20 protein-coding genes and 2 tRNA genes are annotated in these 25106 nt (G+C 60.9%); 16 read left to right on the forward strand and 6 right to left on the reverse strand.

Annotation, left to right across the window (positions count from 1 at the left end):
• Positions 1-188: 188 nt before the first annotated feature.
• The gene (locus tag AC07R0_RS21460; RefSeq protein WP_495106383.1) at positions 189-1781 is read left to right on the forward strand and encodes a glycosyltransferase family 39 protein; all 1593 of its coding nucleotides are present in this window, start codon (positions 189-191) and stop codon (positions 1779-1781) included.
• 6 nt (positions 1782-1787) lie between these two features.
• Here AC07R0_RS21460 and AC07R0_RS21465 read toward each other — a convergent pair whose 3' ends face one another.
• The 4 genes from AC07R0_RS21465 to AC07R0_RS21480 form a co-directional block, all read right to left on the reverse strand.
• Positions 1788-3770, reverse strand: a complete 1983-nt coding sequence (locus AC07R0_RS21465; RefSeq protein ID WP_495106384.1) for a 3'-5' exonuclease — start codon at positions 3768-3770, stop codon at positions 1788-1790.
• 77 nt (positions 3771-3847) lie between these two features.
• The gene (efp, locus tag AC07R0_RS21470) at positions 3848-4402 is read right to left on the reverse strand and encodes an elongation factor P (RefSeq protein WP_490592775.1); all 555 of its coding nucleotides are present in this window, start codon (positions 4400-4402) and stop codon (positions 3848-3850) included.
• A gap of 123 nt (positions 4403-4525) precedes the next feature.
• Entirely contained in the window at positions 4526-5641 is a 1116-nt protein-coding gene (gene earP, locus AC07R0_RS21475) for an elongation factor P maturation arginine rhamnosyltransferase EarP (RefSeq protein WP_495106385.1), read from the reverse strand.
• Positions 5638-6150 carry a M48 metallopeptidase family protein gene (locus tag AC07R0_RS21480; RefSeq protein ID WP_495106386.1) on the reverse strand — a complete coding sequence of 171 codons (513 nt, stop codon included), beginning with the start codon at positions 6148-6150 and terminating at the stop codon, positions 5638-5640. The genes earP and AC07R0_RS21480 overlap by 4 nt, the downstream gene beginning before the upstream one ends.
• A gap of 45 nt (positions 6151-6195) precedes the next feature.
• Here AC07R0_RS21480 and uvrC point away from each other — a divergent pair, with 45 nt between their 5' ends.
• From uvrC to AC07R0_RS21540, 12 genes are all read left to right on the forward strand, one after another.
• Positions 6196-8172 (forward strand): excinuclease ABC subunit UvrC, encoded by a 1977-nt coding sequence (gene uvrC / locus AC07R0_RS21485; RefSeq protein WP_495106387.1) that lies wholly within the window; start codon positions 6196-6198, stop codon positions 8170-8172.
• A gap of 33 nt (positions 8173-8205) precedes the next feature.
• Complete coding sequence (gene pgsA, locus AC07R0_RS21490; RefSeq protein WP_490592777.1) at positions 8206-8772, forward strand: CDP-diacylglycerol--glycerol-3-phosphate 3-phosphatidyltransferase; 567 nt, start codon at positions 8206-8208, stop codon at positions 8770-8772.
• A 327-nt stretch (positions 8773-9099) separates the two neighbouring features.
• The gene (locus AC07R0_RS21495; RefSeq protein WP_490592778.1) at positions 9100-9372 is read left to right on the forward strand and encodes an HU family DNA-binding protein; all 273 of its coding nucleotides are present in this window, start codon (positions 9100-9102) and stop codon (positions 9370-9372) included.
• Between the two features lie 17 nt (positions 9373-9389).
• A tRNA-Val gene (locus tag AC07R0_RS21500) sits at positions 9390-9465 on the forward strand.
• Positions 9466-9527: 62 nt separating this feature from the next.
• A complete protein-coding gene (locus AC07R0_RS21505; protein ID WP_495106388.1) occupies positions 9528-11453 on the forward strand; it encodes a peptidylprolyl isomerase in 1926 nt (641 codons plus the stop codon).
• Between the two features lie 40 nt (positions 11454-11493).
• A tRNA-His gene (locus AC07R0_RS21510) sits at positions 11494-11569 on the forward strand.
• Between the two features lie 331 nt (positions 11570-11900).
• Positions 11901-14387 (forward strand): EAL domain-containing protein, encoded by a 2487-nt coding sequence (locus AC07R0_RS21515; RefSeq protein WP_495106389.1) that lies wholly within the window; start codon positions 11901-11903, stop codon positions 14385-14387.
• A gap of 107 nt (positions 14388-14494) precedes the next feature.
• A complete protein-coding gene (gene surE, locus AC07R0_RS21520) occupies positions 14495-15256 on the forward strand; it encodes a 5'/3'-nucleotidase SurE (RefSeq protein ID WP_490592781.1) in 762 nt (253 codons plus the stop codon).
• A 170-nt stretch (positions 15257-15426) separates the two neighbouring features.
• Complete coding sequence (locus AC07R0_RS21525; RefSeq protein ID WP_495106480.1) at positions 15427-16077, forward strand: protein-L-isoaspartate(D-aspartate) O-methyltransferase; 651 nt, start codon at positions 15427-15429, stop codon at positions 16075-16077.
• A 13-nt stretch (positions 16078-16090) separates the two neighbouring features.
• On the forward strand, positions 16091-16996 hold the full coding sequence (locus AC07R0_RS21530) for a peptidoglycan DD-metalloendopeptidase family protein (protein ID WP_495074982.1): 906 nt from the start codon (positions 16091-16093) through the stop codon (positions 16994-16996).
• A gap of 5 nt (positions 16997-17001) precedes the next feature.
• A complete protein-coding gene (locus tag AC07R0_RS21535) occupies positions 17002-17979 on the forward strand; it encodes a sigma-70 family RNA polymerase sigma factor (protein ID WP_495106390.1) in 978 nt (325 codons plus the stop codon).
• On the forward strand, positions 17979-18542 hold the full coding sequence (locus AC07R0_RS21540) for a YceB family lipoprotein (RefSeq protein WP_495106391.1): 564 nt from the start codon (positions 17979-17981) through the stop codon (positions 18540-18542). Before AC07R0_RS21535 ends, AC07R0_RS21540 begins: the two co-directional genes overlap by 1 nt.
• A 93-nt stretch (positions 18543-18635) precedes the next feature.
• On the opposite strand, the gene trxB is transcribed toward AC07R0_RS21540, so the two are convergent.
• A complete protein-coding gene (gene trxB, locus AC07R0_RS21545; protein ID WP_495074979.1) occupies positions 18636-19592 on the reverse strand; it encodes a thioredoxin-disulfide reductase in 957 nt (318 codons plus the stop codon).
• Positions 19593-19819: 227 nt separating this feature from the next.
• On the opposite strand from trxB, the gene AC07R0_RS21550 reads away from it, so the two are divergent.
• The 3 genes from AC07R0_RS21550 (at position 19820) to lolA (ending at position 23604) form a co-directional block, all read left to right on the forward strand.
• On the forward strand, positions 19820-20494 hold the full coding sequence (locus AC07R0_RS21550; protein ID WP_490592787.1) for a Crp/Fnr family transcriptional regulator: 675 nt from the start codon (positions 19820-19822) through the stop codon (positions 20492-20494).
• A gap of 121 nt (positions 20495-20615) precedes the next feature.
• Entirely contained in the window at positions 20616-22955 is a 2340-nt protein-coding gene (locus AC07R0_RS21555; protein ID WP_495106392.1) for a DNA translocase FtsK, read from the forward strand.
• Between the two features lie 4 nt (positions 22956-22959).
• Positions 22960-23604 (forward strand): outer membrane lipoprotein periplasmic chaperone LolA, encoded by a 645-nt coding sequence (lolA, locus tag AC07R0_RS21560; RefSeq protein WP_495106393.1) that lies wholly within the window; start codon positions 22960-22962, stop codon positions 23602-23604.
• A gap of 29 nt (positions 23605-23633) precedes the next feature.
• On the opposite strand, the gene AC07R0_RS21565 is transcribed toward lolA, so the two are convergent.
• Positions 23634-24842 (reverse strand): HD-GYP domain-containing protein, encoded by a 1209-nt coding sequence (locus tag AC07R0_RS21565; protein WP_495106394.1) that lies wholly within the window; start codon positions 24840-24842, stop codon positions 23634-23636.
• Positions 24843-25106 lie beyond the last annotated feature (264 nt).

Below are 25106 nucleotides of genomic sequence, written 5' to 3' on the forward strand. Positions count from 1 at the left end.
CGGCTGATATCACTGGCGTATTTCTTTCTCATCCGCCTATTTTCAGTCCAGCGGCGGATAGATCGTGAACAAGTTCTAAGCGAGAGGTGGTGTACGGTGTGGTCGGCGGCTTGTAACGGGCAGGCTCTCGGCTTGGAATGGCATAAGCGTATTCCAGGGAGTGCTACTCTGGTGGGCGGGCTGTGCCCATGAGTATGGATGCCATGCCTGTAGAGGCCCGGAGCACCGGCACTGCATTGAAGGCCGTGCGCGAGCGCCCCGTGTGGCATACCGTGCTGCTGCTGTGCCTGGGTCAGGTGCTGTTATGGAGCCTGGCCTCAGGCCTGACCTACAAGGCACCTGAGATCGATTCGGCCGAGCAGTTCATCTGGTCGTTTTCGCTGGAAAACGGCTACTGGAAGCATCCGCCCGTGCCGTCTTGGTTGATGCACGGCTTGCTGCAGGTGTTTGGCCCCTCGGTGGCGCTGCCATTCGTGGCGGCGCAGGCTAGCACTGTGTTGGCCTTGTTCCTGACCTGGCGCCTGGGCTGCGAATTCATGTCGCAGCGGCGGGCGTTGGTGGCGGTAGCCCTTACCTCGCTGGTGACCTACCACAACCTGGGTGCCGACAACTTCAACCACAACACCGCGTTGCTGCCCTTCCAGGCGGCGATGGTGTTGACGTTCTATTTGGCGTCCCGCCGGAGATCGCTTTATCTGTGGGCTTTGGCGGGGCTGTATGCCGGCTTGTCCATGATGGTGAAGTATGTGGCGCTGATGCCCATCGCCGGTTTGCTGTTGTACCTGGCGCTGGACCGGGCCATGCACCATCGCATCACGCTGCAGGGCCTGGCCGTGGCGGCCCTGGTGTGTGTGGCCGTGCTAGTGCCGCATGCCATCTGGCTGCAAACCACGAATTTCCTGCCTTTCCGCTATGCCCATTCCGTGACGCAGCCCTTGCAAGGCTGGGCCGCCCAGTTGGCTAGCCTGGGGGCTTTTGCGGGCATCCAGCTGGCCCGCGTCTGGCCGTTGGTGCTGGGCCTGCTCTATTTGCGCAGGCTGTGCCGTAGAAGTACGGAGGCGCTGCAACCCACGCCGGCCCTGAACCCATCGGATCGCTTATTCCTGTGGGTTGCCACCTTGGCGCCGCTGGTGCTGACGGTGGTGTACTGCGTTGCGACCCGGACGGAGCTGGTGTCCCGTTGGGGCGCGAATGCATTTTTACTGACGGGCTTGCTTGCGATGGCCGTGCTGCGTACGCCCACGTCCAGGTTGATTGAGCGTTCTATCTTGTGTGCGGTGATCGCTGCGCATATTGTTCTATGCCTGATCTTGGTGTTGGGCAAGACGGTGGTGGCCGAGCATTTCCATTGGCGTACCCGGGCCAACTTCCCAGGCGGTTTGCTGGCGAGCAATGCCATGGATGAGTGGCGCAAGAACACCAGTGTGCCCTTGCGCATCGTTGTCTCGGATATCTGGCTGGGCGGCAATATCGTGGCTCACAGCTCGAGTTCGCAGCGGGTGGCGGTGCTGATTGACGGGCACTACTTTAAATCGCCTTGGGTCAATGCCGAAGCCATCCGCACCTGCGGTGCCATGGTGCTGGACGATCAGACGCGGGGTGCTACCGGCTCCTCAGCCAACAGTCCGGAGCTGAACCGTCTGATGGCGCAGGCTTCGGTCACCGGTGCCTGGAATATGCCCTGGGCCGTGTCGCAGGCCCAGGCCACCGAAACCGGCACCGGCGTGGTGCGCTGGGGCATCATCCTGCCGAGCGAACCCGGCCGCTGCATGCTTCGCTGAGGTGTTTCAGTGCTTGTCGCCCAGCAGGCTGCTGGGCCGTGTCTGGCTGGCCAGTAGCGTCAGCTGGCGTCGGGCGCGGGTGATGCCTACATAAAAGGTATTGGCTTCCTCGCCCGCGTCGGAATGCGGGTCGGGGAACTCGCCTTGTGCCAGATATGGTATTTGCACCATATCGAATTCCAGGCCCTTGACGCTGGTAATGCTGGCAAGCAGCAGGCTGCTACCTTTGTCGCGCTGGCTGTCCTGCTGTTTTTGCTCGATTGCGTTCAGGTGCTGGAAGAACAGCGCCGGGCTGGCAAAGCGCTCGGCCGCCTGGGCCAGCCAGGCCAGGTTGGTTTCGGCCTCCACACGGCGTAGGCGTGAGCTGAGCACCTGGTTCATCAGGGTGTGGATCTGCAAATCTTTCAGCACGACGTCCAGCAGGCCGGGGTCGGTGTGGCTGCGTATGCGCTGCACGGCAGCCTGCAGTCGCTTGCGGGTATTGGCTGGTGCGTTGCGCAGCACCTGGTTGTCGAAGAATGAGGTCAGGAACAGCGGGTTGTCGGTGACGCTGCGCACGGCATCGTCCAACAGCTCCTGCTGCGACTCGTGCTCGCGCCCCTCCACTTGGATGTGTGAGCCGGCAAAAAACACCAGCGCGCGCATCACCAGAGCACGGGTGCGCTCCACGGTAACGCTGCGCAGGTCGTCGGTAGCCACGGCCAGCAGGCCGCGCAGGAACAGCACCTCGGGCCGCAGCACATAGCTGTCAAAGCCGCGCGTGGTGTAGGGCAGGCCGGCCTCGATCAAGGCGTTTTCAATCTGCACCGACTGGTGGGCATGGCGCAGCAGCACCGCACATTCATGCATCTTGGCGCGCGGCTGGCTCTTCCATTGCAGGGCCTGCTGCACCACCTGTGCAGCGCAGGCGGCGTTGTCGGCGTAGTCCAGGCGCGTGAGCTGGGTGGTGTGCGGGGCCATGGTGGCGTAAGCCTTGTTGGCGATCTGGCCGGCCAGCTTGGCCACGGCGGTGCCGAAGCGGAAGCTATGCGTCAGCGGGTAGCGCTGAACCTTGTGGCTGCTGTGTTCGGCCAGGCTGCTGCGCATGAATTTGGCGTCGGCGCCGGTGGCTTTGTGGATCACCTGGTCGATGTCGCCCACACCGCAAAAGAAGCAGCGGTTGCTGGCCAGCAGGGCCTGCAGCACGGTGAACATGGCCTGGTTCATGTCGTGCATTTCGTCGATGACCAGCACCTTCACCCGGGTCGGCCAGGCAGGGTAGTGCTCCATGGGCTCGGCCTCCTGCAACATGCAGGCCAGATCGTAGGTGGCGTCATGCGGGCCGCGGAAGGTGGGCTTTTCGGGGGTGGCGCAACGCAGGCGTTCAAACGCCAGGTAGATCTTGAGCTGGGTGTATTCGATTTCCAGGGAGGCGGCGTAGTCGGGCGTGACGGACTGCTCCTGGCGCTCCAGCACATCGCGCAGCGTGCCTTTGAGGATTTCGCTGTATTGCAAAAAACTGTCGACCAGACCCTGGTCACCCAGGGTGGGCATGAGCAGTTCTTCTGGCCATTTTTCACCGGGGTGTTCAGCCACGCGTTCCACGGCCTCCCACAGCACGGGGCTGAATTGTTCGGCCTCGGTGTAGAGAGGTATGGGCCCGCCCTCCATGTCGCGTAGCACCTGGCTGCAAAAGGCCTCGAAGGTTTGTATGCGCAGTTGCTGGACGATGGCGGCTGGCACACCGATCTTTTTCAGTGCCGTCTTGAGTGCCAGCTGGGCGGCGTCGGTATAGGTCAACGCGAAGATGTGTTCGGGCCGGGTGCCGCGCGTCCAGGCTTCGGCCATGCGCAGAGCCAGCACGGTGGTTTTGGAGGCGCCTGCGTTAGCCTCCACGATCGCCATGCGCGCCGGGCTGACCTGCACCGCCAACTGCTCGGCCGTGGGCGTGATGGCCTTGGGCTGGAAATGCGCCACGGTTTTGGGATCGACTGCGGATGGTGCTTGCATGGAGGCCTGGGAGGGTGGTTTATCGGCCATAAAAAAAGCTCCCGAAGGAGCCTTTTTAGGGTTCGCCTGGGCGTGTATTAGACGCGCTTGCGGTATTCGCCGGTGCGGGTGTCGATTTCGACCTTGTCGCCCTGGGCCACGAAGATTGGCACGCCGAATTCAAAGCCGGTGGCAATCTTGGCGGGCTTCAGCACCTTGCCGGACGTGTCGCCCTTGACGGCGGGTTCGGTCCAGGTGATTTCGCGCTGCACGCTGGTGGGCAGTTCAACCGAGATGGCCTTGCCGTCGTAGAACACAACTTCCAGTTCCATGCCATCTTCCAGGTAGTTCAGTGCGTCGCCCATGTTTTCGGCTTCGACTTCGTACTGGTTGTATTCGGTGTCCATGCAGATGTACATGGGTTCGGCGAAGTAGGAGTAGGTGCACTCTTTCTTGTCCAGCACGATCTGGTCGATCTTGTCGTCGGCCTTGAACACTACTTCGGTGTTGAAGTTGGCGATCAGGCTCTTGAGCTTCATGCGCACGGTAGCGGAGTTGCGGCCGCCGCGGCTGTATTCGGTTTTCAGGACGACCATCGGGTCCTTGCCGTTCATGATGACGTTGCCTGCGCGGATTTCTTGGGCGATTTTCATAGCATTCTCTGGAGTGAGGGCCGCGCAACGCTCCCGGGAACATCTTCGGGGGATATGTCTGCGGCGGGTGGGGCAAAACATCGCGTTTGCCGATAGCAGCCCGTTTGGGCAAAGCCCTGGATTTTAACGGTTTTTAGGCTGGAAGCTCAGAAGCTGCGTCGCCAGGTCTGCTTGCAGCAACAGTCGGGCCCGTAAAGCCTTCGCCCAGGTATTCCAGTCCGCTAGGTCGGGTACCGGCAACTGGCCGGCCTGTAACCCGTTCCAGACGCGGTGGAATTGGCGTAGCGAGTGTGGCGCCTGGGCCACGTCCAGAAAGGCTTCCAGCTTGGCGTGGTGGGCTGCGTCGTCCTGCGGATAAATGTGCCAGACGAAGGGCTTGCCGGCCCAGATGGCCCGCACCAGAGAGTCTTCGCCGCGCACCAGATTCCAGTCGGCGGCCCACAGCAGGTGGTCGAATTCGCGTTGGGTCAATGCGGGTAGGTATGAAATCGATAGCTGCCCCTGCAGGTAGGATAAGCGCCGCAGGCAGTTTTCATCTGAAAGCAATGCCTGCACCGCGTGCGCCGCCCGGCCGGCGGTGACTAGCAGCCGGGTGGGGTGGGGTGCGCCGGCCAGCTGTTCCAGAAAGGCTTTCAGGGCTGGGGGCTCGTAGCAGAACAGGCTGACTACCGTCTCTTCGCTGCTGGCCAGTGGGGCGCCCAAGCCATGCTGCAGCCGGGGCCACAGGTCTTGCAGCCAGGCGCTGCGGTCGAAGCTGGCCTGGCGCTGGGCCAGATCGGTTTCGCGCAGCAGGCCGCCGGTCTTGTCGTTGAAGCCAGGGTAGAAGAACCATTTCTGCCGGCCCGCGGCCGGGCCGTCGCGCAGCAGCGAGGGCAGGGCGTGGCTGCGTTCCACATAGCCCTCGGCCGACAGGTATTCGAGGTTGATCCATAAGGGTTTTGAGCCACTGGCGCAGGTATCGCCTGCGTGAGCAGCTATGAATTCAGGAGCAATCTCGCAACCGAAGGCTTCAACCCAGACATCGCTGGAGCTTAGTCCCGCCAGGTCCAGCGGCTGGGTCCAGTGCCGCACTTCTACGCCAGGGCAGCCATGCGGCGCCATCCAGGCCAGGGCCGACGGATCGTCCACCCACAGCCGCACCTGCATGCCGCGCGCGGCCAGGTCGGTGGACAGGCGCCAGCAGACGCCGATGTCGCCAAAGTTGTCTATCACCTGGCAGAAGATATCCCAGGTTTTCATGCGGGCCAGTCCAGTTTGCCGGCCACGTCGATATGCGTCAGGTACAGGCGCACATCGAATTCCAGCTGGTGGTAGTCGGGCTCCATATAGGTACACAGCTGGTAGAAGGCCTTGTCGTGGTTGCGCTCTTTCAGGTGGGCGAGTTCGTGCACCGCGATCATTTTCAGGAAGGCATCGGGCACGTCCTTGAACAGCGTGGCGATGCGGATTTCGTGCTTGGCCTTGAGCTTGTTGCCCTGCACCCGCGACACCGTGGTGTGGGTGCCCAGCGCATGGTGGTAGACGTGCAGCTTGGCGTCAAAGCCGACCTTGTTGATCTGCGCGGCGTTGCGCAGGTGTTGGTTCTTCAGGTCCATCACATAGTCGTACAAGGCTTTGTCGGTGCGCACGCCGTGGGCGCTGGGGTATTTTTTCAGCAGCAGTGGGCCGAGCTTGTCGGCGGCCAGCAGCTGCTGCACCTGGGCGGTGACGTGGGCCGGATATGCCGACAGGTATTTCAGGGGGATCATGGGGCGGTGGAGGAGCGCAGCCTTGGATTGTCCACAATACGGCTTATGTCCGAGATTAATCCTGTTGAACCACCTGTAGTGTCCGCTGTCGAGCCCGTGCATTCTGAGCAACTGCTGAGCGAAGTCGCCGCCTTGCCCGCCTTGCCCGGCGTGTACCGCTATTTCGATGCCGACGGCACGGTGCTGTACGTGGGCAAGGCGAAGAACCTGAAGAAGCGGGTCACCACCTATTTCCAGCGCGACCATGGTGGTACCCGCATCGGCCATATGGTCAGCAAGATTACGCGCATGCAGACGACAGTGGTGCGCTCCGAGGCCGAGGCGCTGTTGCTGGAAAACAACCTGATCAAGACGTTGCACCCCAAGTACAACATCCTGTTCCGCGACGACAAAAGCTACCCCTATCTGAAGATCACCGCGCTGCCTGCCATATCGAGTGTGACGGCCGAGCAGAGCGCCGCGACCTTTCCGCGCGTCGCCTATTACCGCGGCGCGGTGGAGAAGAAGCACCGTTACTTCGGCCCCTTCCCCAGCGCCTGGGCGGTGAAGGAATCCATCCAGCTGCTGCAAAAAGTGTTCCGCCTGCGGACCTGCGAGGACACGGTGTTCAACAACCGCACCCGGCCCTGCCTGCTGTACCAGATCAAGCGCTGCTCCGGCCCGTGCGTGAACTTTGTCTCGCCGCAAGACTATGCGCAGGACGTACTGAACGCCGAGAAGTTTCTGGACGGCGAAACCCAGCAGGTGCTGAAGGCGCTGGAGGTCCGCATGATGGCCCACGCCGACAAGCTGGAGTTCGAGCAGGCGGCCGAGCTGCGGAACCAGATGAGCGCCCTGTCTACCGTGCTGCATCAGCAGTCGGTGGACAACGTGTCCGACAAGGACGTGGACATCCTGGCGGTGAAGGTGCAGGGGGGCAGGGCCTGTGTGAATCTGGCCATGGTGCGCGGCGGGCGTCACCTTGGCGACAGGGCTTACTACCCCACGCATGTGGAAGACGCGGTGTTCATGAACGCGGTCGAGGTGGAAGGTGAGGACGCGGCCCAGGGCGTGGAGGTGCAGGTGCTGGAGGCCTTTATAGCCCAGCATTACATTGACATCCCCATTCCGCCGGCTCTGATCACCAGCGTGCCAGTTGGCAAGAGTTTGCTCGACGCCTTGTCGTCGCAAAGCGGCACCAAGGTCACGGCGGTGCACAGTCCGCGCGAGCAGCGCCGCGTCTGGCTGGAGATGGCGCAGAAGAATGCCGGCCTGCAGCTGGCTCGCCTGCTGGCCGAGGAGGGCTCGCAGCAAGCCCGCACGCGTGCCCTGGTGGACGCGCTGGACCTGGTGCCGGACGACCTCGATACCTTGCGCATCGAATGTTTTGATATTTCCCACACGGCCGGCGAGGCGACCCAGGCCTCCTGCGTGGTGTTCCAGCAGCACAAGATGCAAAACTCCGAGTACCGGCGCTACAAGATCGAAGGCATTACGCCGGGCGACGATTACGCGGCTATGCGCCAGGTGCTGACACGGCGCTACAGCAAATTTGGCGTGCAGGCTGAGCCTGGTGTTGAGCCACCGGCTGGGCGCATGCCTGACCTTGTGCTGGTCGACGGAGGCAAGGGCCAGGTGTCGATGGCGAAGTCGGTGTTTGAGGCTTTGGGGTTGGACCTGGGGTTAATCGTGGGGGTCGAAAAAGGCGAGGGTCGCAAGGTCGGGCTCGAAGAGTTGGTGTTCGCCGATGGCCGCACCAAGGCCACGCTGGCTCGCGATTCGGCGGCGCTGATGCTGGTTGCGCAGATCCGTGACGAGGCCCATCGCTTCGCCATCACTGGCATGCGTGCCCAGCGCGCCAAGGTCCGCGTGGGTGGCAGTAAGCTGGAGGATATTGCCGGTATCGGCCCGAGGAAACGCGCCAGCCTGTTACAGCGTTTTGGTGGCATCCGTGGCGTGGCCGCTGCGGGTGTGGACGATATCGCCAAAGTTGACGGCATTTCGCGGGAATTGGCGGAAGAAATCTACCGCGCATTGCGTTGAGGCCCACACCCCAATCGCATGACACAATCAGGTATGTTCTGGACCATTCCTACCATCATGACCTGGACGCGCATCGTCGCGATACCGTTGATCGTCGGGGTCTTTTATTTGCCCCTGGCCGAGCCCAGCCGCAACCTGATTGCGACCGTGATGTTCGTGGTGTTTGCCGCCACCGACTGGCTGGATGGTTTCCTGGCTCGCCGGCTGAACCAGACCTCGTCCTTCGGGGCCTTTCTGGACCCGGTGGCGGATAAATTTCTGGTGTGTGCCTGTGTGTTGGTGCTGGTTTATTTGCGCCGTGCCGATGTCTTCGTGGCGCTTATCATCATTGGCCGCGAGATTGCGATTTCTGCTCTGCGCGAGTGGATGGCACAGATCGGCGCGTCCAAGAGTGTGGCTGTGCACATGATCGGTAAATTGAAGACCGTATCGCAGATGGTGGCCATTCCATTTTTGCTTTTTGACGGCCGCTTGTTCGGTGTGGTGGACACCCATGTGTGGGGTCAGTGGCTGATCTGGATTTCTGCAATCCTGACCATTTGGTCCATGGTTTATTATTTACAGAAGGCCTTGCCGGAGATACGCGCACGTACAAAATAAGTGTTTGCGGCGTCTGCGTTGAAGGCCCCAAAGTAGTGCAATTGCTGCGGGTCACGCGCACCGTTTGTGAGCTGTTGTTGCGGCGAGATAAAAAGTGTGAGTGCTGTTCAAGAGTGGCCCGATTTCAGTCTAGAATCCGCCTCCGCGCCGCTTGAATGCAGTTTGTCCGATTGACATGTTGGGAGTCCAAAGTTTTAATCGGTTGCGCAGTAGGTGCTGCAAAGTTATGTTTCCCCCAGGCCTGTTTTTTTGCGCGCCGCAGAGCAGCAAGTCGGGGGGAATTTGTTAGATACATTGGTCTGAATAAATTAGAGCGAGGGGCTCCTTGTGAACAAAACTGAATTGATTGAACACATCGCAAAGCATGCTGATATTTCCAAGGCTGCTGCTGCGCGTGCGCTGGAGTCCACCATCGGCGCGGTGAAAACCACGCTGAAAAAGGGTGGCACCGTTTCGCTGGTAGGATTCGGCACCTTTGCTGTTGGCAAGCGTGCTGCTCGTGCCGGACGTAATCCGCGCACTGGCGTTGCGATTAAAATCAAGGCAGCCAAGGTGCCAAAGTTTCGTCCAGGCAAGGCATTGAAAGATGCGTTGAACTGAGTTTTCTGTTTCAGGTGGGGTGCTTAGCTCAGTTGGTAGAGCAGCGCCCTTACACGGCGTAGGTCGGCGGTTCGAGCCCGTCAGCACCCACCAACCCCACCCAGTAAAGGCGAACAGATTGTTCGCCTTTTTTGTTTTTTCAAAAGAGTTCTTCCATGTTTGATTTCGTTCGCAAGCACAGCAAGATCATGATGGGCTTGATGTTCTTGTTGATCATTCCTGCGTTCGTGGTGGTCGGTGGTCGTGAGGGCTTCCGGCGTTACAACGAAGGCGGCGATACGGTCGCCAAGGTGGCGGGGCACGACATCAAGCAGGCCGATTGGGATGCTGCACACCAACGCGAGGTGCAGCGCATGATGGCTTCGCGGCCCAACCTGGACCCCAAGCTGCTCGACTCTGCGGATGCGCGTTACGCCACCTTGGAAAGCTTGGTGCAAGAGCGTGTGCTGGCGGCAGCTGCCGAGAAATTCCGCCTCGTGACCAGCGATGGCAGACTGGCTCGCAGTCTGCAGGAGGACTCCACGATTGCGTCTTTGCGCAAGCCAGATGGATCGTTGGACATGGAGCGTTACCGCCAATTGCTGGCCGCCCAGGGTATGACACCGGAAATGTTTGAATCCCGCGTGCGCACCGATTTGTCGCAGCGGCAGGTGGTGAATGGTGTGGCTGCCACGGCGTTCGCATCGGGTGTAGAGGCCGATGTGTCTTTGAACGCTTTCTTTGAAAAGCGCGAGGTGCAAGTGGCACTTTTCAAGACGGCGGATTTTGCTTCAAAGGTCAGCCCCAGTGATGCAGAGCTTGAGACTTGGTACAAGGACCACGCCTCTCTGTACCAGGCTCCCGAACAAGCCCAGGTGGAATACTTGGTACTGGACCTGGATGCCGTGAAAAAAGACATCGTACCTAACGAGCAGGATTTGCAGACTTACTACAAGGAAAATGCCGAACGTTTGGCAGGAAAAGAAGAGCGTCGTGCCAGCCATATCCTGATCAACGCGCCCAAGGATGCGTCGGCCGAAGATCGTAAAAAGGCCCGCGCCAAGGCCGAGGAATTGCTGGCCCTGGTGAAAAAATCGCCAGCCAGTTTTGCTGATGTCGCCAAGAAGAATTCCCAGGACACAGGCTCTGCTGCGAAGGGCGGTGACCTGGATTACTTTGCGCGTGGCGCTATGGTCAAGCCTTTCGAGGATGCTGCATTTGCCTTGAAGAAAGGTGATATCAGTGACATTGTGGAGTCGGACTTCGGTTTTCACATCATTCAGTTGACGGATATTCGAGCACCCAAGCAACGCGGTTTTGAAGAAATGCGCCCTGAGCTGGAAGCTGCACTGAAGAATCAGCAAGCCCAGAGCAAGTTTGCCGAGGTGGCCGATGTGTTTACCAACGGCGTCTATGAGCAGGCGGACAGCCTCAAGCCTATTGCGGATAAATTGAAGCTGGAGATCAAGACAGCCAGCCTGGGGCGTGCCCCTGCAGCAGACGCCAAGGGTGTATTGGCCAATGCCAAATTCTTGAATGCCATTTTTTCGGCAGATTCGATTGAGAAAAAGCACAACACGGAGGCCATTGACGTTGGCTCCAACCAGTTGGTTGCGGGGCGCATCACCCAGTATGCGCCGGCACATACCTTGCCATTGTCTGAGGTCAAAGACCGGGTGCGTATGCAGTTGATTGCGTCGCGTGCAGCAGAGCTGGCCAAAAAGGACGGTATGGACAAGTTGGCTGCATGGAAGGCCAGCCCTGGTGCGGCGAGTTTGTCTGCCCCTGTCTTGGTGTCGCGGGAAAACGCCCAGCAACAGCTTCCTCGCGTAGTGAATGCCGCCATGCGTGTCGATCTGGCCACTCTGCCTGCGTGGACGGGGGTGGATTTGGGTGAGCAAGGTTATGCCGTGGTCAAGGTCAACAAGCGCGTGCCCCGCGACGTGCCTGCCGCGGATGTGGCGCAGCAAGGGCGTGAGCAATACTCTCAAGGTTGGGCTGCAGCTGAGGGGCGTGCGTACTACCAAACCTTGAAAGAGATGTTCAAGGTCAAGATCAATGTAGCCAAACCGATGCTGAAAACACTATCTGCTGCGGAATAATCGTTAACCCGCAAAACTCGGGTTATAATTTAAATCTACGGTGGCTGTAGCTCAGTTGGTAGAGTCCAGGATTGTGATTCCTGTTGTCGAGGGTTCGAGCCCCTTCAGCCACCCCAGTTTATAAAAGCGCACTACTCTTTGGGTAGTGCGCTTTTTTATTTTCCACGCGTGGATGGTTCTTGGCCGTGGTCATGCAGTGGGCATGTGCCAGAAAGCCTGTCTGCCATACATGGCGAGAGTGGTGCTAGCCGGCGGTACTCGGCGGGACTCTTTGCCGCGAATCAAATATAGATACCCGCATGCGGCCCAGGATCGGGTTCTCGTATACAGTTTGAAAATATTATTTTGAACACCCAACTGCCTTATTTCTAGAAAGCTTGCGTGGAAACACAGCACCCTCAAGTTCTATTGGAACCTGCTTTGCCACAGCTTGCTCGGCAAAGCGGCATGGGTGCAGGAGACGTGACCCAGGCGGCGTTGGCGTCTCTGGTGACGGGTATTGCGGTGTCGCCCCAAATACTGAGCGTGTTGGACAGTCTGCCTGTCCTGGTTTGCGCCAAGGACTTACACGGAAATCAAGGCATCACCTACTGGAACCGCGAATGCGAGGCTGTTACGGGCTATAGCCGTGACGAACTGGTTGGCCACCCTGAGGCCTTGCAGTGGCTGTATCCGAACTCCGCATACCTAGCACGCAAAATCGCCGACTTCATGGAGCAGGGACCGAGCTTTCGGGATCTGGAGGCTACGCTGACCACCAAGTCCGGTGCCAAACGCCGCATTGCCTGGTCCAGCATCGACGGGCTGCAGAAAGGCGACGCCTCTGGCTCCATCTGGTGCATAGGCCTGGATGTGACGGCGCGTTCGGAATCTGATCGCCTGCTGCGCGACCGCGACAAGCTGCTGGGTTCGGTGTTTGGCCATCTACCAGACCTGGTGTATCTCAAGGACGGTGAGGGGCGTTGGCTGTTGACCAACCCTGCGGCGCGTGCGGTGCTGAACATATCCGAGCAGCAGGCATACGGCTATACCGACTTGGAGATTGCCGACCGAGACCATCCCCAGGGCGATAGCCTGCGTCATGGTGCATTGGCTGACGAGGCGACCTGGCAATCCGGGCTGCCGTCGCAGATGCAAGAGATGGTGGAAGATGGCCACGGCAACGCCCGTTGTTTCGACGTGATCCGCGTACCCACCTTTGGTCGCCGGGGCGAGCGCATGCATCTGCTGGTGGTGCGCCGCGACATTACCGACCAGCAAATTGCGGCGACCAAGCTGGAGCTGGCGGGCCGCGTTCTGGAGCAGAGCACCGACGGCATCATGGTCACCGATGAGCGCAACCGCATCATCATGGTAAACGGTGCATTTTCTGAAATCACCGGTTACCAGTCCAGTGAAGTGCTTGGGCGCGACCCGCAATTCCTGGCGTCCGGGCAGCACACGCCCATGTTCTTTGAGAATATGTGGAAGGTTTTGACTGGCGAGGGGCGCTGGGCTGGCGAGATTTGGAACCGGCGCAAGAACGGTGAGGTGTATCCGCAGTGGCTGAGTCTGTCGGCACTCCACCAACGTGCCCACGGCGAAATCACCCACTACGTGGCGGCGTTTACCGATTTGAGCTCGCGCAAGGCAGCCGAGGAGCAGATTGCCTATCTGTCCAGCCAGGACGTGATTACCGGTTTGCCGAACCGCACCCACGTGGCGCTGCGCTCTACGCTGGTGCTCAAACATGCACAAAGCACCCACGAGCAGGTGGCGATGATCGTCATTGACGTGGACAACTTCAAGACGCTGAACGACTCCCTGGGCCACGGCGCAGGCGACCAGATGCTGCGTGAGGTCGGCTTGCGCTTGAGCCGGTTTGCCGACGAGCGCTCCGTCATCGGCCGGCTCAGTGGAGATGAGTTTCTGATCCTGCTGCGCAACGTGCAGAGCACGGCAGATGCGGCCCATGCCGTCACGGCGCTGATGGATGCCGTGGGCCAGCCCATGGTGCTGGCCGATATGCCGGTGAATGTTTCCATCTCGGCCGGCATCGCCATGTTTCCGGCCGATGGCGACAATTTCGATGCCCTGTTTGGCCGGGCGGATTCGGCACTGTATGCTGCCAAGCGCGGTGGACGGGGCACCTACCAGTTTGCCGATGCCACCATGAACGAGGCGGCGCTGGAGCGCTTGCGCATCGAGTCGGCCTTGCGCCGAGCGATTGAAAATAACGCCCTGCGTCTGGAGTACCAGCCTTTGATCCATCTGCCCAGCGGGCGCGTGATCGGTGTCGAGGCCTTGTGCCGCTGGGACCACCCCGAGCGTGGCGCAATTCCCCCTGGCGTGTTTATCCCGATTGCCGAAGACTGCGGCGTGATTGAAGCTTTGGGAGGCTGGGTGCTGAAGACTGCAGCCTTGCAACTGCGCGCCTGGCACGATGCCGGTCGTCCTGATTTGATGATGGCGGTGAATCTGTCGGCCCGGCAGTTTCAGCGTGGCGTGGTGCTCAAGCAGGTGGAAGAGGCGCTGGATGTTTCCGGCATTCCACCCGATTGTCTGGAGCTGGAGTTGACCGAAAGCGTATTGCTGCACGATGGTGAGGCGGTCACCGCCGTACTGCGCCGATTGCAGGCCTTGGGCGTGAAGCTGTCCATCGACGACTTTGGCACCGGTTATTCCAGTTTTGCGTATTTGCGGCGCATCAAGTTCGACAAGATCAAGATTGACCAGTCTTTTGTGCGCGACCTGATCGACGATCCGGACAATGCCGCCATCGTGCGCGGCATGATCTCACTGGCCTTGAGCCTGGGTTTGCCGGTGCTGGCCGAGGGTGTGGAAACCGAGGCGGTGGCCCATCGTCTGCGCCATCTGCAGTGCACCTATGCCCAGGGCTACCACTTTGCGCGGCCTTTGCGCCCCGAGGTGTTTGCGCAGCAGCAGGGACTGTAAAGGTCTGGTCGGCGGCAGCCGCACAGGTTGAGCGACAGAACTTCCCTACAATCCAAAATCACATTTTGAAACCGGTCTGCTGAACGGACGGGCATGTTCCTGTTGTTATGAAAATTCTTATCTCCAACGACGATGGTTACCAGGCCGCTGGCATTGTTGCGCTGTATGAAGCCCTGAAAGATGTGGCCGAGGTCGAGGTGGTTGCTCCCGAGCACAACAACAGCGCCAAGTCGAATGCACTGACCCTGTACTCCCCCCTGTACGTGCACCAGGCCAGCAACGGCTTTCGCTATGTGAACGGCACGCCGGCGGACTGCGTGCATATCGCGCTGACCGGCTTGCTGGGTTACCGGCCGGACATGGTGATCTCTGGCATCAACAATGGTGCCAATATGGGCGACGACACCATTTACTCTGGCACCGTGGGTGCAGCCATGGAAGGCTATTTGTTCGGCATTCCGTCTTTGGCTTTTTCGCAAACCCAGAAGGGCTGGCAGCATCTGGATGCCGCAGCCCAGACTGCGCGCAATCTGGTGCTGCGTATGACCCAACAACAGTTGGTGGGTGCCCAGCCGTTTCTGTTGAACATCAATATCCCCAACTTGCCGCTGGAAGAGCTCAAGCCACTCAAGGTGTGCCGATTGGGCCGCCGCCATGCGGCCGAAAAAGTCATCACCATGGACAGTCCGCGTGGCGACACCATGTACTGGATAGGCGAGGCCGGCCGCGCCAAGGACGATGCCGAAGGCACCGACTTCCATGCCAGCCTGCAAGGCCATGTGACCATGACTCCTCTTAAAGTGGATCTCACTGACCACGACCATCTGGGTTACTGGGCGCAGACTGCGGCCCATCTCGCGGGTGCATAGCGGCAGTGGATTCCATGACCCAACGTCCCCGCTTTCCCGCGCGACTGGACCTCTCCTCCGGTGCTCCATCGGGCAAGACAGTTGCTATTAAAAAAGTAGCTGCTGCCGCAGTTAATTCCAGCGCCAGAGGCCCTAAAAGCTTCGAACATGCACCGGCACCCGGCCACGGCATGGACTCGGCTGCGGTGCGTGCGCGCATGGTGCAGAAGCTGGCCGCCATGGGCATAAGCTCGGCCGCTGTGCTGCGCGCCATGGGCCAGGTGGAGCGCCACCGCTTTGTCGATACCGCCTTGGTGAACCAGGCCTATGAAGACACCAGCCTGCCCATCGGCCTGGGTCAGACCATCTCCAAGCCCAATGTGGTAGCCCGCATGGCCGAGCTACTGCTGGATTCTCCGCTAGGCCATGCCGGGCCGCTGGGCCGTGTGCTGGAGATTGGCACGGGCTGCGGCTACCAGGCTGCCGTGCTGGCCGTGCTGGCGCGCGAGGTCTACAGCATCGAGCGCCTGCGTGGTCTGCACGACAAGGCACGCGCCAATCTGCGACCCTTTCGCCTGCCGAATGTGCACCTGCTGTTTGGCGACGGTATGGTTGGCTATGCCAAGGGCGCGCCCTATGCGGGCATCATTGCCGCTGCGGGTGGCGAGGCGATTCCACAGGCCTGGCTGGACCAGCTCGCTGTGGGTGGGCGCCTGGTTGCACCCATGGTGACGCCCGGGGGGCAGCAGGCTTTGGTGGTTGTGGATAAAACGGCCAAAGGTCTGCAGCAGCAATTGCTCGAGGCCGTTCACTTTGTCCCTCTAAAATCAGGGATTGCTTGAACAGGAATTACACATGCTCGCTTTGCGTCCTCAGGATTGGAAATACACGGCCGCCGTTTTGGCCGTACTGGCCGTGGTCGGCTGCTCCAGTACCAGTTTGCACAAAGCCCCGGTAGAAGACCGTGGTACGGGGGCAGTCCGCACCCAGTCGTCCGTTGCCGTTGCGCCGGCCGATGCCGCTCCCGCCAAGCCCTTGCCCGGCGCCGAAAATGCAGGCAAGCCTGGTTATTACACAGTCCGCCCTGGCGACACCCTGATCCGCATCGGCCTGGACAACGGCCAGAGCTGGAAGGATATTGCGCGCTGGAACGGGTTGGACAACCCCAATCTGATTGAAGTTGGCCAGGTGCTGCGCGTGATCTCGCCGAACGCCACGGCCACCGAAGCTGGCGTGGTGACGCGCCCGGTCACCAGCTCTACCGTGACGGCGGCTGCGGTGCCTGCCGCCAGTGCCGCGGCCAGTGCGGCCAGCAGCCCGGCCAGCGCTGCCAGCAAGCCGATGGCACCCGTATCTGCAGCTCCTGCGGCTGCCGTGGCCACAGGTGGTGATGACGACGTGGCTTTCATCTGGCCCACCAGTGGCAGCCAGATCGCCGGTTTCGACGAAGCCAAGAACAAGGGCCTGGACTTAGGCGGCAAGGCCGGTGACCCCGTGCTGGCCGCCGCCGATGGCCGCGTGGTCTATGCCGGTGCCGGCTTGCGCGGCTACGGCAATCTGTTGATCTTGAAGCACAACAACACGTATCTGACAGCCTATGCGCACAACCAGACCTTGTTGGTCAAAGAAGACCAGTCTGTGCGCAAGGGCCAGAAGATCGCCGAGATGGGCAGCAGCGACACCGATCGTGTGAAGCTGCACTTCGAGATTCGACGCCAGGGCAAGCCGGTCGATCCGACCAAATACCTCCCCAACCGGTAAACACCATGCAAAAGCCTGACGTATCCGCTAAGACCTTGGTCGTGGATGCGTTGGGCGAAGATGCCGTACCCGAGGTCGATGCCGCGCCGTTGGCGGGCGACGGCCTGGCCTCCTGGCTCGCCACGGGCGGCGAAATCCACGACGCGCTCACGCTGTATCTGCGCGATGTGCGCCGCACCGAGCTGTTCACCGCCAGCGAAGAGTTCGACATGGCGGTGCGTGCCAGGTCCGGCGACTTTGCGGCTCGCCAGGCCATGATCGAACACAATCTGCGCCTGGTCGTGAGCATCGCAAAGGCCTATCTGGGACGCGGTGTGCCCATGGGCGATCTGATCGAAGAGGGCAACCTCGGCCTGATGCATTCCATCGACAAGTTCGAGCCCGACCGGGGCTTTCGCTTTTCCACCTATGCCACCTGGTGGATACGCCAGTCGGTCGAGCGTGCGGTGATGCAGCAGGGCAGGGTGATACGCCTGCCGGTGCATGTGGTGCGCGAGCTGCAGCAGGTGTTGCGGGCCCGGCGCACGCTGGAGCATGACCCGGTATTTGCCGCGTTGCGCCCGGACGGTGTGCGTGTGGACGACGTGGCCGCCCTGATGGGCCGCGACGAGCATGAGGTGGCCGACCTGCTGGCTCTGGCCGAAACACCGCGCTCGCTGGACTCGACCTTCGACCGCTCGGAAGACGGGCAGACCCTGGGTGACACCTTGACGGACGAGAGCGCACTGGACCCCGCCGCACACACCCAGATCCACGAGGTGGAGCGCCTGCTGGAGGCCTGGACCGCCACCTTGACCCGGCGCGAGCGCGAGGTGCTGGATGGCCGCTTTGGCCTGCACAACCGTGAACCCGAAACCCTGGATACTTTGAGTGTGCGTCTGGGCCTGACCCGTGAACGGGTGCGCCAGGTGCAAAACGAGGCCCTGCGCAAGCTGCGCATCCAACTGGGCCGCAGTGGTGTAGACAAGGAGGCTTTGCTGTAATGCGTTTGTATGTTTATCTGTTGCGCTGGGTTCTGCTGCTGGGTGTGAGTGTGCTGGCTGCATGCGTTGGCACCGGGCCGCGTAGCACCACTATCAGTACCGAGAAGATCCAGTCGCTGCTGGCGCAGCGTTTCCCTTATACCGGCCGCATCGGCCCGTTGTTTGAAATCCAGGCCCAAACGCCCCAGGTGCGTATGCTGCCCGAGCATAACCGCGTCGGCACGTCGCTGCAGATCCAGGTGTCCGAGCGCCTGGGCCGCAATGTATTCAATGGCACATTGGATGTGGACTATGGCCTGCGTTTCGAGCCCAGCGACCAGACCATCCGCCTGGTCGATCTGCACGTCAACAGCCTGGATTTTGCCGGCGTGCCCGAGCGCTACCAAAGCCTGGTGCAAGGCTTGGCACCTCAGCTGGCCGAACGTTTGCTGGACGATGCCAGCCTCTACCAGGTCAGCGCCAAGAACATGGCCACCGTGGAAGGTATGGGCTATGTACCCGGCAGCCTGGAGGTGACGCCGCAGGGTCTGCGCATCACCTTGCAGCCCAAGCCTGCGCAGTAGCTATTTACTATCAAAAAAAGAGCGGCCGGTGCAGGTGGTACCTGCGCCGGCCGCTCCTTTTGTATAAATTCAGGCCCGCCTGCGGGCTTGCTTTTAATGCGTGCCTTGTTCCAGGAAACGCTGTGCGTCCAGTGCGGCCATGCAACCCGTACCGGCGCTGGTGATGGCCTGGCGGTAGATGTGGTCTTGTACGTCGCCGGCGGCAAATACGCCGGGCACGCTGGTCATGGTGGCAAAGCCTTGCAAGCCGCTACGGGTAACGATGTAGCCGTCCTTCATTTCCAACTGACCAGCAAAGATCTCGGTATTGGGTTTGTGGCCGATGGCGATGAAGCAGCCCTTGAGGGTGACGTCGGTGGTGGCATCGCTCTGTGTGCTTTTCAGGCGCACGCCGGTCACGCCGGAGGCATCGCCCAGCACCTGTTGCAGCGTGTGGAAGAGCTTGAGCTCGATCTTGCCCTCTGCAACTTTTTCGTGCAGCTTGTCCACCAGAATGGCCTCGGCCTTAAAGCTGTCGCGGCGGTGCACCAGGGTCACCTTGCGGGCGATATTGGACAGGTAAAGCGCTTCTTCCACGGCGGTATTGCCGCCGCCGACCACGCACACGTCTTCACCTCGGTAGAAGAAACCGTCGCAGGTGGCGCAGCCGGACACGCCACGGCCCATGAAGGCGGTTTCGGATTCCAGGCCCAGGTACTGGGCGGAGGCGCCGGTGGCCAGGATCAGCGCGTCGCAGGTGTAGCTGCCGCTGTCGCCGGTCAGGGTGAAGGGGCGCTTGCTGAAGTCCACGGTGTTGATGTGGTCGAAAATGATTTCGGTCTTGAAGCGCTCGGCGTGCTCCTGGAAGCGCTGCATCAGCTCGGGGCCTTGCACGCCCATCACATCGGCAGGCCAGTTGTCTACTTCGGTGGTGGTCATCAGCTGGCCGCCCTGGGCGATGCCGGTGATGAGTACCGGGTTCAGGTTGGCGCGGGCAGCGTAGATGGCGGCGGTGTAGCCGGCGGGGCCCGACCCCAAAACCAAAACTTTGGCGTGTTTAATCATGGACATGGATGAAAACCTGTGGTGAAAATAGGAGGGTGCCGTGTACAGTTCGCGGCTTGCTATGAAAATGCAAGTCAGCGTGGCTGCCGGGCGCTTTTAACGATGGCGTTTAATTGAAATTTTGCCCCAGATTGTAAGAACCTATGGCTTGCAGGGTTCCGTGCAGTTGCCCTTGCCGAGGGTTAGGCATGGGCCGGGCAGAGGCTGATGTGTCTTTTAAAGAGGAAATGCGAATGTCAATGTTGTCCAACATAGAGCTGCTGTTACGCGTTCCCCTGTTTTCCAGCATGACGTCCGAGCAGGCGGATGTCGTGGCCAAGGCGGTCACCAAGCGACGCTTCAAACGGGGCGAGGTGATCGTCGAGCAAGGCCTCAAGTCTGACACGCTGTTTATCGTGCTCAGCGGCCGGGCCCGGGTGCTGACCACAGACGGTCGCGGTCGCGAGGTGATCCTGGCTACGCTGCAAATGGGTGACTATGTGGGGGAGATGAGTCTGATCGACCACGAACCGCATTCGGCCACCGTGCAGGCGGATGCCCTCACCGACTGCCTGGTGCTGGGCCGTGCTGAATTCGAGCACTGTCTGGAGGGCAATACCGCCATGGCCCGGGCTGTGATGACTGGGCTGGTCAAGCGGTTGCGCCGTGCCGACCAGAAGATCGAGTCGCTGGCCCTGATGGATGTGTACGGCCGTGTGGCCCATGTGCTGCTGGAGTCTGCCGCCCATGACGTGAACGGCCAGATGGTCATTCGTGACAAGATTTCGCGCCAGGACGTGGCCAAGATGGTGGGGGCCTCGCGCGAGATGGTCAGCCGCGTCATGAAAGACCTGGAGGAGCGTGGCTACATCGTCAGCCAGGACAATGGCTCGACCCACATCCAGTCGGTGCTGGGTAGCCTGATTTAAACGATTGGCAGTACTGCACGGGCTGTTTGAACACGTTCTTACATCTTGCGGCGAGTGCGTGGCCGCCGTGCCCCATTCGGGGGCTGGGCTTGGGGTAAGCTCAGGGCAGTACTTCTTGCCCATGACTTATTCTCTCAATACCCTCAATTCATCTGGCCCGGTGGTGTCGCCCGTACGCACGGGCCTCAACCGTTTTGCGCGTGAAATCGGTTTGATCCTGGGGCTGCTGGCCCTGGTGTTCTGGCTCATGTCCATGTTGGGCTATACCTTGCAAGACCCCGCTTGGTCCACCTCTGGCCAGAGCGCCGTGGTGCGCAACTGGGGCGGGCGCCTGGGTGCCTGGATCGCAGACCTCAGCTATTTCAGCCTGGGTTTTTCTGTATGGTGGTGTTTTGCTGCCGGTGTGCGCGCCTGGCTGGCTGCCCTGGCCGGCTGGATGCGTGGCCATGCCCCGGATGAGCGTGCCCAGCAGCCTGCGCCACGTCTTAGTGGCAATGCCTGGACTTTCTGGATTGGCCTGGCCGTTCTGTTGTGCGCCAGCACCGGGCTGGAATGGTCGCGTCTGTACCGGCTTGAGCCGCAGCTGCCGGGCCATGTGGGCGGTGCGCTGGGTTATTTGATCGGTCCGTTTGGCGTCAAGTGGCTGGGTTTTACCGGCTCCGGCCTGGTGTGGATCACGCTGGGGGTGATTGGTGTGTCTGCGGTGTTCCGCTTTTCCTGGAGCCAGGTGGCTGAGCGTCTGGGCGCCTGGACCTATTCCCTGGTGGAAACGCGGCGCGAGAAGCGCGAAGTGGCGGTGGACCTGGCCGTGGGCAAAAAGGCTGCCAAGAAGCGTGAAGCCGTGGTGCGCGAGGAGCGCGTCGAGATCGAGGCCCACCACCCTCAGCCGGTCATGATTGAACCGACTTTGGTTGATCCACCCAAGAGCCAGCGTGTGGCGAAGGAGCGCCAAAAGCCGCTGTTTACCGAGATGCCCGACACCAAGCTGCCGCAGGTGGACCTGCTAGACGGCCCGCAGCTGCGCCAGGAAACCGTGGCCCCCGAGACGCTGGAAATGACCAGCCGCATGATCGAGAAAAAGCTGAAGGACTTCGGCGTCGAGGTGCGCGTGGTGCTGGCCTCGCCCGGCCCGGTGATTACCCGTTACGAGATCGAGCCCGCTACCGGCGTCAAGGGCTCGCAGATCGTCGGCCTGGCCAAGGACTTGGCGCGCAGCTTGAGCCTGGTGTCCATTCGCGTGGTGGAAACCATTCCCGGCAAGAATTACATGGCGCTGGAGTTACCGAACGCCAAGCGCCAGTCCATTACGCTGTCGGAAATCCTGGGCTCGCAGGTCTACCACGAGGCCAAGTCGCTGCTGACCATGGGCCTGGGTAAGGACATCATCGGCAACCCGGTGGTGGTCGACCTGGCCAAGATGCCGCACGTGCTGGTGGCCGGCACCACCGGCTCGGGCAAGTCGGTGGGTATCAACGCCATGATCTTGAGCCTGCTGTACAAGGCCGAGGCGCGCGATGTGCGCATCTTGATGATCGACCCGAAGATGCTGGAAATGTCGGTCTACGAAGGCATTCCGCACCTGCTGGCCCCAGTGGTTACCGATATGCGCCAAGCCGCGCATGGCCTGACCTGGTGTGTGGCCGAGATGGAGCGCCGCTACAAGCTGCTGAGCAAGCTGGGCGTGCGCAACCTGGCCGGCTACAACGCCAAGATCGACGAAGCCGCGTCGCGCGAAGAGTTCATCTACAACCCGTTCAGCCTGACGCCCGACAGCCCCGAACCGTTGAAGCGCGAGCCGCACATCGTGGTGGTGATCGACGAGCTGGCCGACCTGATGATGGTGGTCGGCAAGAAGATCGAAGAGTTGATCGCCCGCTTGGCGCAGAAGGCGCGGGCTGCCGGCATCCATTTGATTCTGGCGACCCAGCGGCCCAGCGTGGACGTGATTACCGGCCTGATCAAGGCGAACATCCCGACCCGGATTTCCTTCAAAGTCAGCAGCAAGATCGACAGCCGCACCATTTTGGACCAGATGGGCGCCGAAGCCCTGCTGGGCCTGGGCGACATGCTGTACATGCCCGGCAGCGGCATGCCGACCCGGGTGCACGGCGCCTTTGTCAGCGACGAAGAGGTGCACCGCGTTGTAAGTTACTTGAAGACCCAGGGCGAGCCCGACTACATCGAAGGCGTGCTGGAAGGCGGCACGGTCGATGGTGAGGACGGCGAGGGTGCTGACGGTCTGGGTGGCGGCAGCGGGGGCGAGAAGGACCCGATGTACGACATGGCAGTGGAGGTAGTGTTGAAGAACCGCAAGGCCAGCATCTCCCTGGTGCAGCGCCATTTGAAGATCGGCTACAACCGCGCCGCGCGCCTGGTGGAAGACATGGAAAAAGCCGGCCTGGTCAGCGCAATGAGCGGTGCGGGCCAACGTGAAATTCTGGTGCCGGCGCGCGCGGAGTAAATACATGAAAAAACTGATTGCTACGGTATTCATAGCTGCTGGCGCAGGTATTGCCTGCGCCGGAGGCCTTGAAAGCTTGGAAGACTTCGTGAAGACAGCGAAGACCGGCCGCGCCGAATTCACCCAGGTGGTGACTTCGCCACCCAAGGACGGGCAGGCTGCGCGCAGCAAGACCTCCAGCGGCACGTTTGAGTTTCAACGCCCCAGCCGCTTCAAGTTCATCTACAAAAAACCATTTGCGCAGAGCATCGTGGCCGATGGTCAGACCCTGTGGCTGTATGACGTGGACCTGAACCAGGTGACGGCGCGCAAGCAATCGCAGGTGCTGGGCTCCACGCCTGCAGCGCTGATCGCGGCTGCACCCGATCTGAAAGCCCTGCAGGCCGATTTCACTCTGCAGGCCGCACCTGACCAGGATGGCCTGCAGTGGGTAGTGGCCACCCCCAAGGCCAAGGACGGTCAACTGCAAAGCGTGCGCGTGGGCTTCAAGCAGGTGGACAAAGCGACCGAACTCGGCGCGCTGGAGATTCTGGACAGCTTTGGCCAGCGCTCGGTGATGAGCTTCGCCAAGATGGAACTCAACCCCAGCCTGGCGGCGGACAGCTTTCAGTTCAAGCCGCCGGCAGGTGCCGACGTGGTGCGGCAGTAGCCGTTGCCGCCACTAACCGGGGGCAAGTTTTAGCTGTTTGGCGGCAGTTTGCCCAGGGCGCGCTGTACCCGCTCGTGGTGTATGCGCATGCTGTCGGATGCCACGGGTGACTGGATGGCATAGTTTTTCTCCCGCGTGTCGCGCATCACATAAATGCCCAGCGGCAGGCCTTGCGGGTTGACCACGCTGACGACCAGCGGGGTGTTTACTGAGGCGCCTTTCTTGGCACTCACGGCTTTCTCCCCATTGGCCAGCAGCACATAGGTGCCGGGCGGGTAAAAGCCTACGGCCGTGGCCATGGCTTTGGCGACCTCGGCATCTTCTTCCCCAGCGCCGACGATGCTGGAGCGTGCAGCCACCAAGGCGGATAAGGCGGGCCGGGTGCTACGTGCGGCCATCTTGGCGATGAAGGCATCTGCCGTATACAGAATGCGCCGACATAGGTGGTTGCGCGCCAGACCTTTGCGGAGATCGCGGTCGTTGTGCCGCGACACGATGTCCAGCAGGTCCTCGTTAACTACACCGAAGGCGCGCAGCATGTCCGCGCTGCGCTGCGGGTGGTCCTGCACCATCTGTTTTTGCGTGGAGTTCAGCGGCGTGCTTTGGGAGGCCAGCGAGTCCTGCAGTTTGGCCATGCTGATGTTCATGGTTAGTGCGGCCTGCATCAGTACCGGACGCACCAGTTCGTCTACTTCCATTTTGCGCGCTGTCAGTTCACATACTGCCGCGCATAACAGGGCATGGGTGGCGCAGTAGCCCAGCGTGCGGTCGGCCAGCGTCTGGAAGAGTTTGAACAGGCTGTCGTCCGCGTCGTGGTCCAGCAATTCCATCACGCGTTTTTGCACGCCTTGCAGCCTTCCCAGCGGGTTCTTGGCGACCGCGCCCGCGTGCAGGATGGAGCCAAGCACGGCTTGCACGTCGGTCCAGTCGCCGGTGATGTCTTCGCCTACGGTGTAGTCCAGCTCCAGGATTTCTTCCGGCATTTTGGCTTTGGCGATGTCGTCGATGCTCGCGCCGGCGCGCAGCATGGCATAGACCAGGCGGTCGTAACTGTGGGCCCAGGCCTTGAAGTCACTCTGTATGGCACAGGCGCCATGCGCAAACAGGTGGTCGCGGTGGTGTTCAGAGGTGATGGCCTGGCCTCTGCGCAGCAGCAGATTGCCTTTGGAGTCCCAGATATTGATGGGCAGGGGCCGGTCGATCTCGATGTGCCAGACGGGCACGGGAACATAAATCATTTGGGAACAGCGCGCGCAAAAGGTTGCTCGGAAAGTGCCCGAGGATACGGTATCTGGCGGGCTCGGTGGCTGCGGGCTGTTGCGGATGGACCGCATGGCAGAATCAGTGCAGCGCTTGCTGCGCAAAAAAATCCTCCCCATTTCCGCCCGCGCGACACCATGACCTCCACCCCTCCATCCAAGGACGCCCACCGGGCCGATCACCTGCGTCCGAGCAGGCTGGCAGGGGGGCTGGTATGGATTGCGCCGTATGGAGAACTTGCC

It is taken from the genome of Rhodoferax sp. GW821-FHT07F03, assembly GCF_059418745.1.

What these genes read in the sequence shown, in the direction of transcription:
- AC07R0_RS21460 (WP_495106383.1), top strand. Translation starts at nt 189, where the DNA reads ATGAGTATGGATGCCATGCCTGTAGAGGCCCGGAGCACCGGCACTGCA.
- AC07R0_RS21465 (WP_495106384.1), bottom strand. Translation starts at nt 3,770, where the DNA reads ATGCAAGCACCATCCGCAGTCGATCCCAAAACCGTGGCGCATTTCCAG.
- efp (WP_490592775.1), bottom strand. Translation starts at nt 4,402, where the DNA reads ATGAAAATCGCCCAAGAAATCCGCGCAGGCAACGTCATCATGAACGGC.
- earP (WP_495106385.1), bottom strand. Translation starts at nt 5,641, where the DNA reads ATGAAAACCTGGGATATCTTCTGCCAGGTGATAGACAACTTTGGCGAC.
- AC07R0_RS21480 (WP_495106386.1), bottom strand. Translation starts at nt 6,150, where the DNA reads ATGATCCCCCTGAAATACCTGTCGGCATATCCGGCCCACGTCACCGCC.
- uvrC (WP_495106387.1), top strand. Translation starts at nt 6,196, where the DNA reads ATGTCCGAGATTAATCCTGTTGAACCACCTGTAGTGTCCGCTGTCGAG.
- pgsA (WP_490592777.1), top strand. Translation starts at nt 8,206, where the DNA reads ATGTTCTGGACCATTCCTACCATCATGACCTGGACGCGCATCGTCGCG.
- AC07R0_RS21505 (WP_495106388.1), top strand. Translation starts at nt 9,528, where the DNA reads ATGTTTGATTTCGTTCGCAAGCACAGCAAGATCATGATGGGCTTGATG.
- AC07R0_RS21515 (WP_495106389.1), top strand. Translation starts at nt 11,901, where the DNA reads ATGGGTGCAGGAGACGTGACCCAGGCGGCGTTGGCGTCTCTGGTGACG.
- surE (WP_490592781.1), top strand. Translation starts at nt 14,495, where the DNA reads ATGAAAATTCTTATCTCCAACGACGATGGTTACCAGGCCGCTGGCATT.
- AC07R0_RS21525 (WP_495106480.1), top strand. Translation starts at nt 15,427, where the DNA reads ATGGACTCGGCTGCGGTGCGTGCGCGCATGGTGCAGAAGCTGGCCGCC.
- AC07R0_RS21530 (WP_495074982.1), top strand. Translation starts at nt 16,091, where the DNA reads ATGCTCGCTTTGCGTCCTCAGGATTGGAAATACACGGCCGCCGTTTTG.
- AC07R0_RS21535 (WP_495106390.1), top strand. Translation starts at nt 17,002, where the DNA reads ATGCAAAAGCCTGACGTATCCGCTAAGACCTTGGTCGTGGATGCGTTG.
- AC07R0_RS21540 (WP_495106391.1), top strand. Translation starts at nt 17,979, where the DNA reads ATGCGTTTGTATGTTTATCTGTTGCGCTGGGTTCTGCTGCTGGGTGTG.
- trxB (WP_495074979.1), bottom strand. Translation starts at nt 19,592, where the DNA reads ATGTCCATGATTAAACACGCCAAAGTTTTGGTTTTGGGGTCGGGCCCC.
- AC07R0_RS21550 (WP_490592787.1), top strand. Translation starts at nt 19,820, where the DNA reads ATGTCAATGTTGTCCAACATAGAGCTGCTGTTACGCGTTCCCCTGTTT.
- AC07R0_RS21555 (WP_495106392.1), top strand. Translation starts at nt 20,616, where the DNA reads ATGACTTATTCTCTCAATACCCTCAATTCATCTGGCCCGGTGGTGTCG.
- lolA (WP_495106393.1), top strand. Translation starts at nt 22,960, where the DNA reads ATGAAAAAACTGATTGCTACGGTATTCATAGCTGCTGGCGCAGGTATT.
- AC07R0_RS21565 (WP_495106394.1), bottom strand. Translation starts at nt 24,842, where the DNA reads ATGATTTATGTTCCCGTGCCCGTCTGGCACATCGAGATCGACCGGCCC.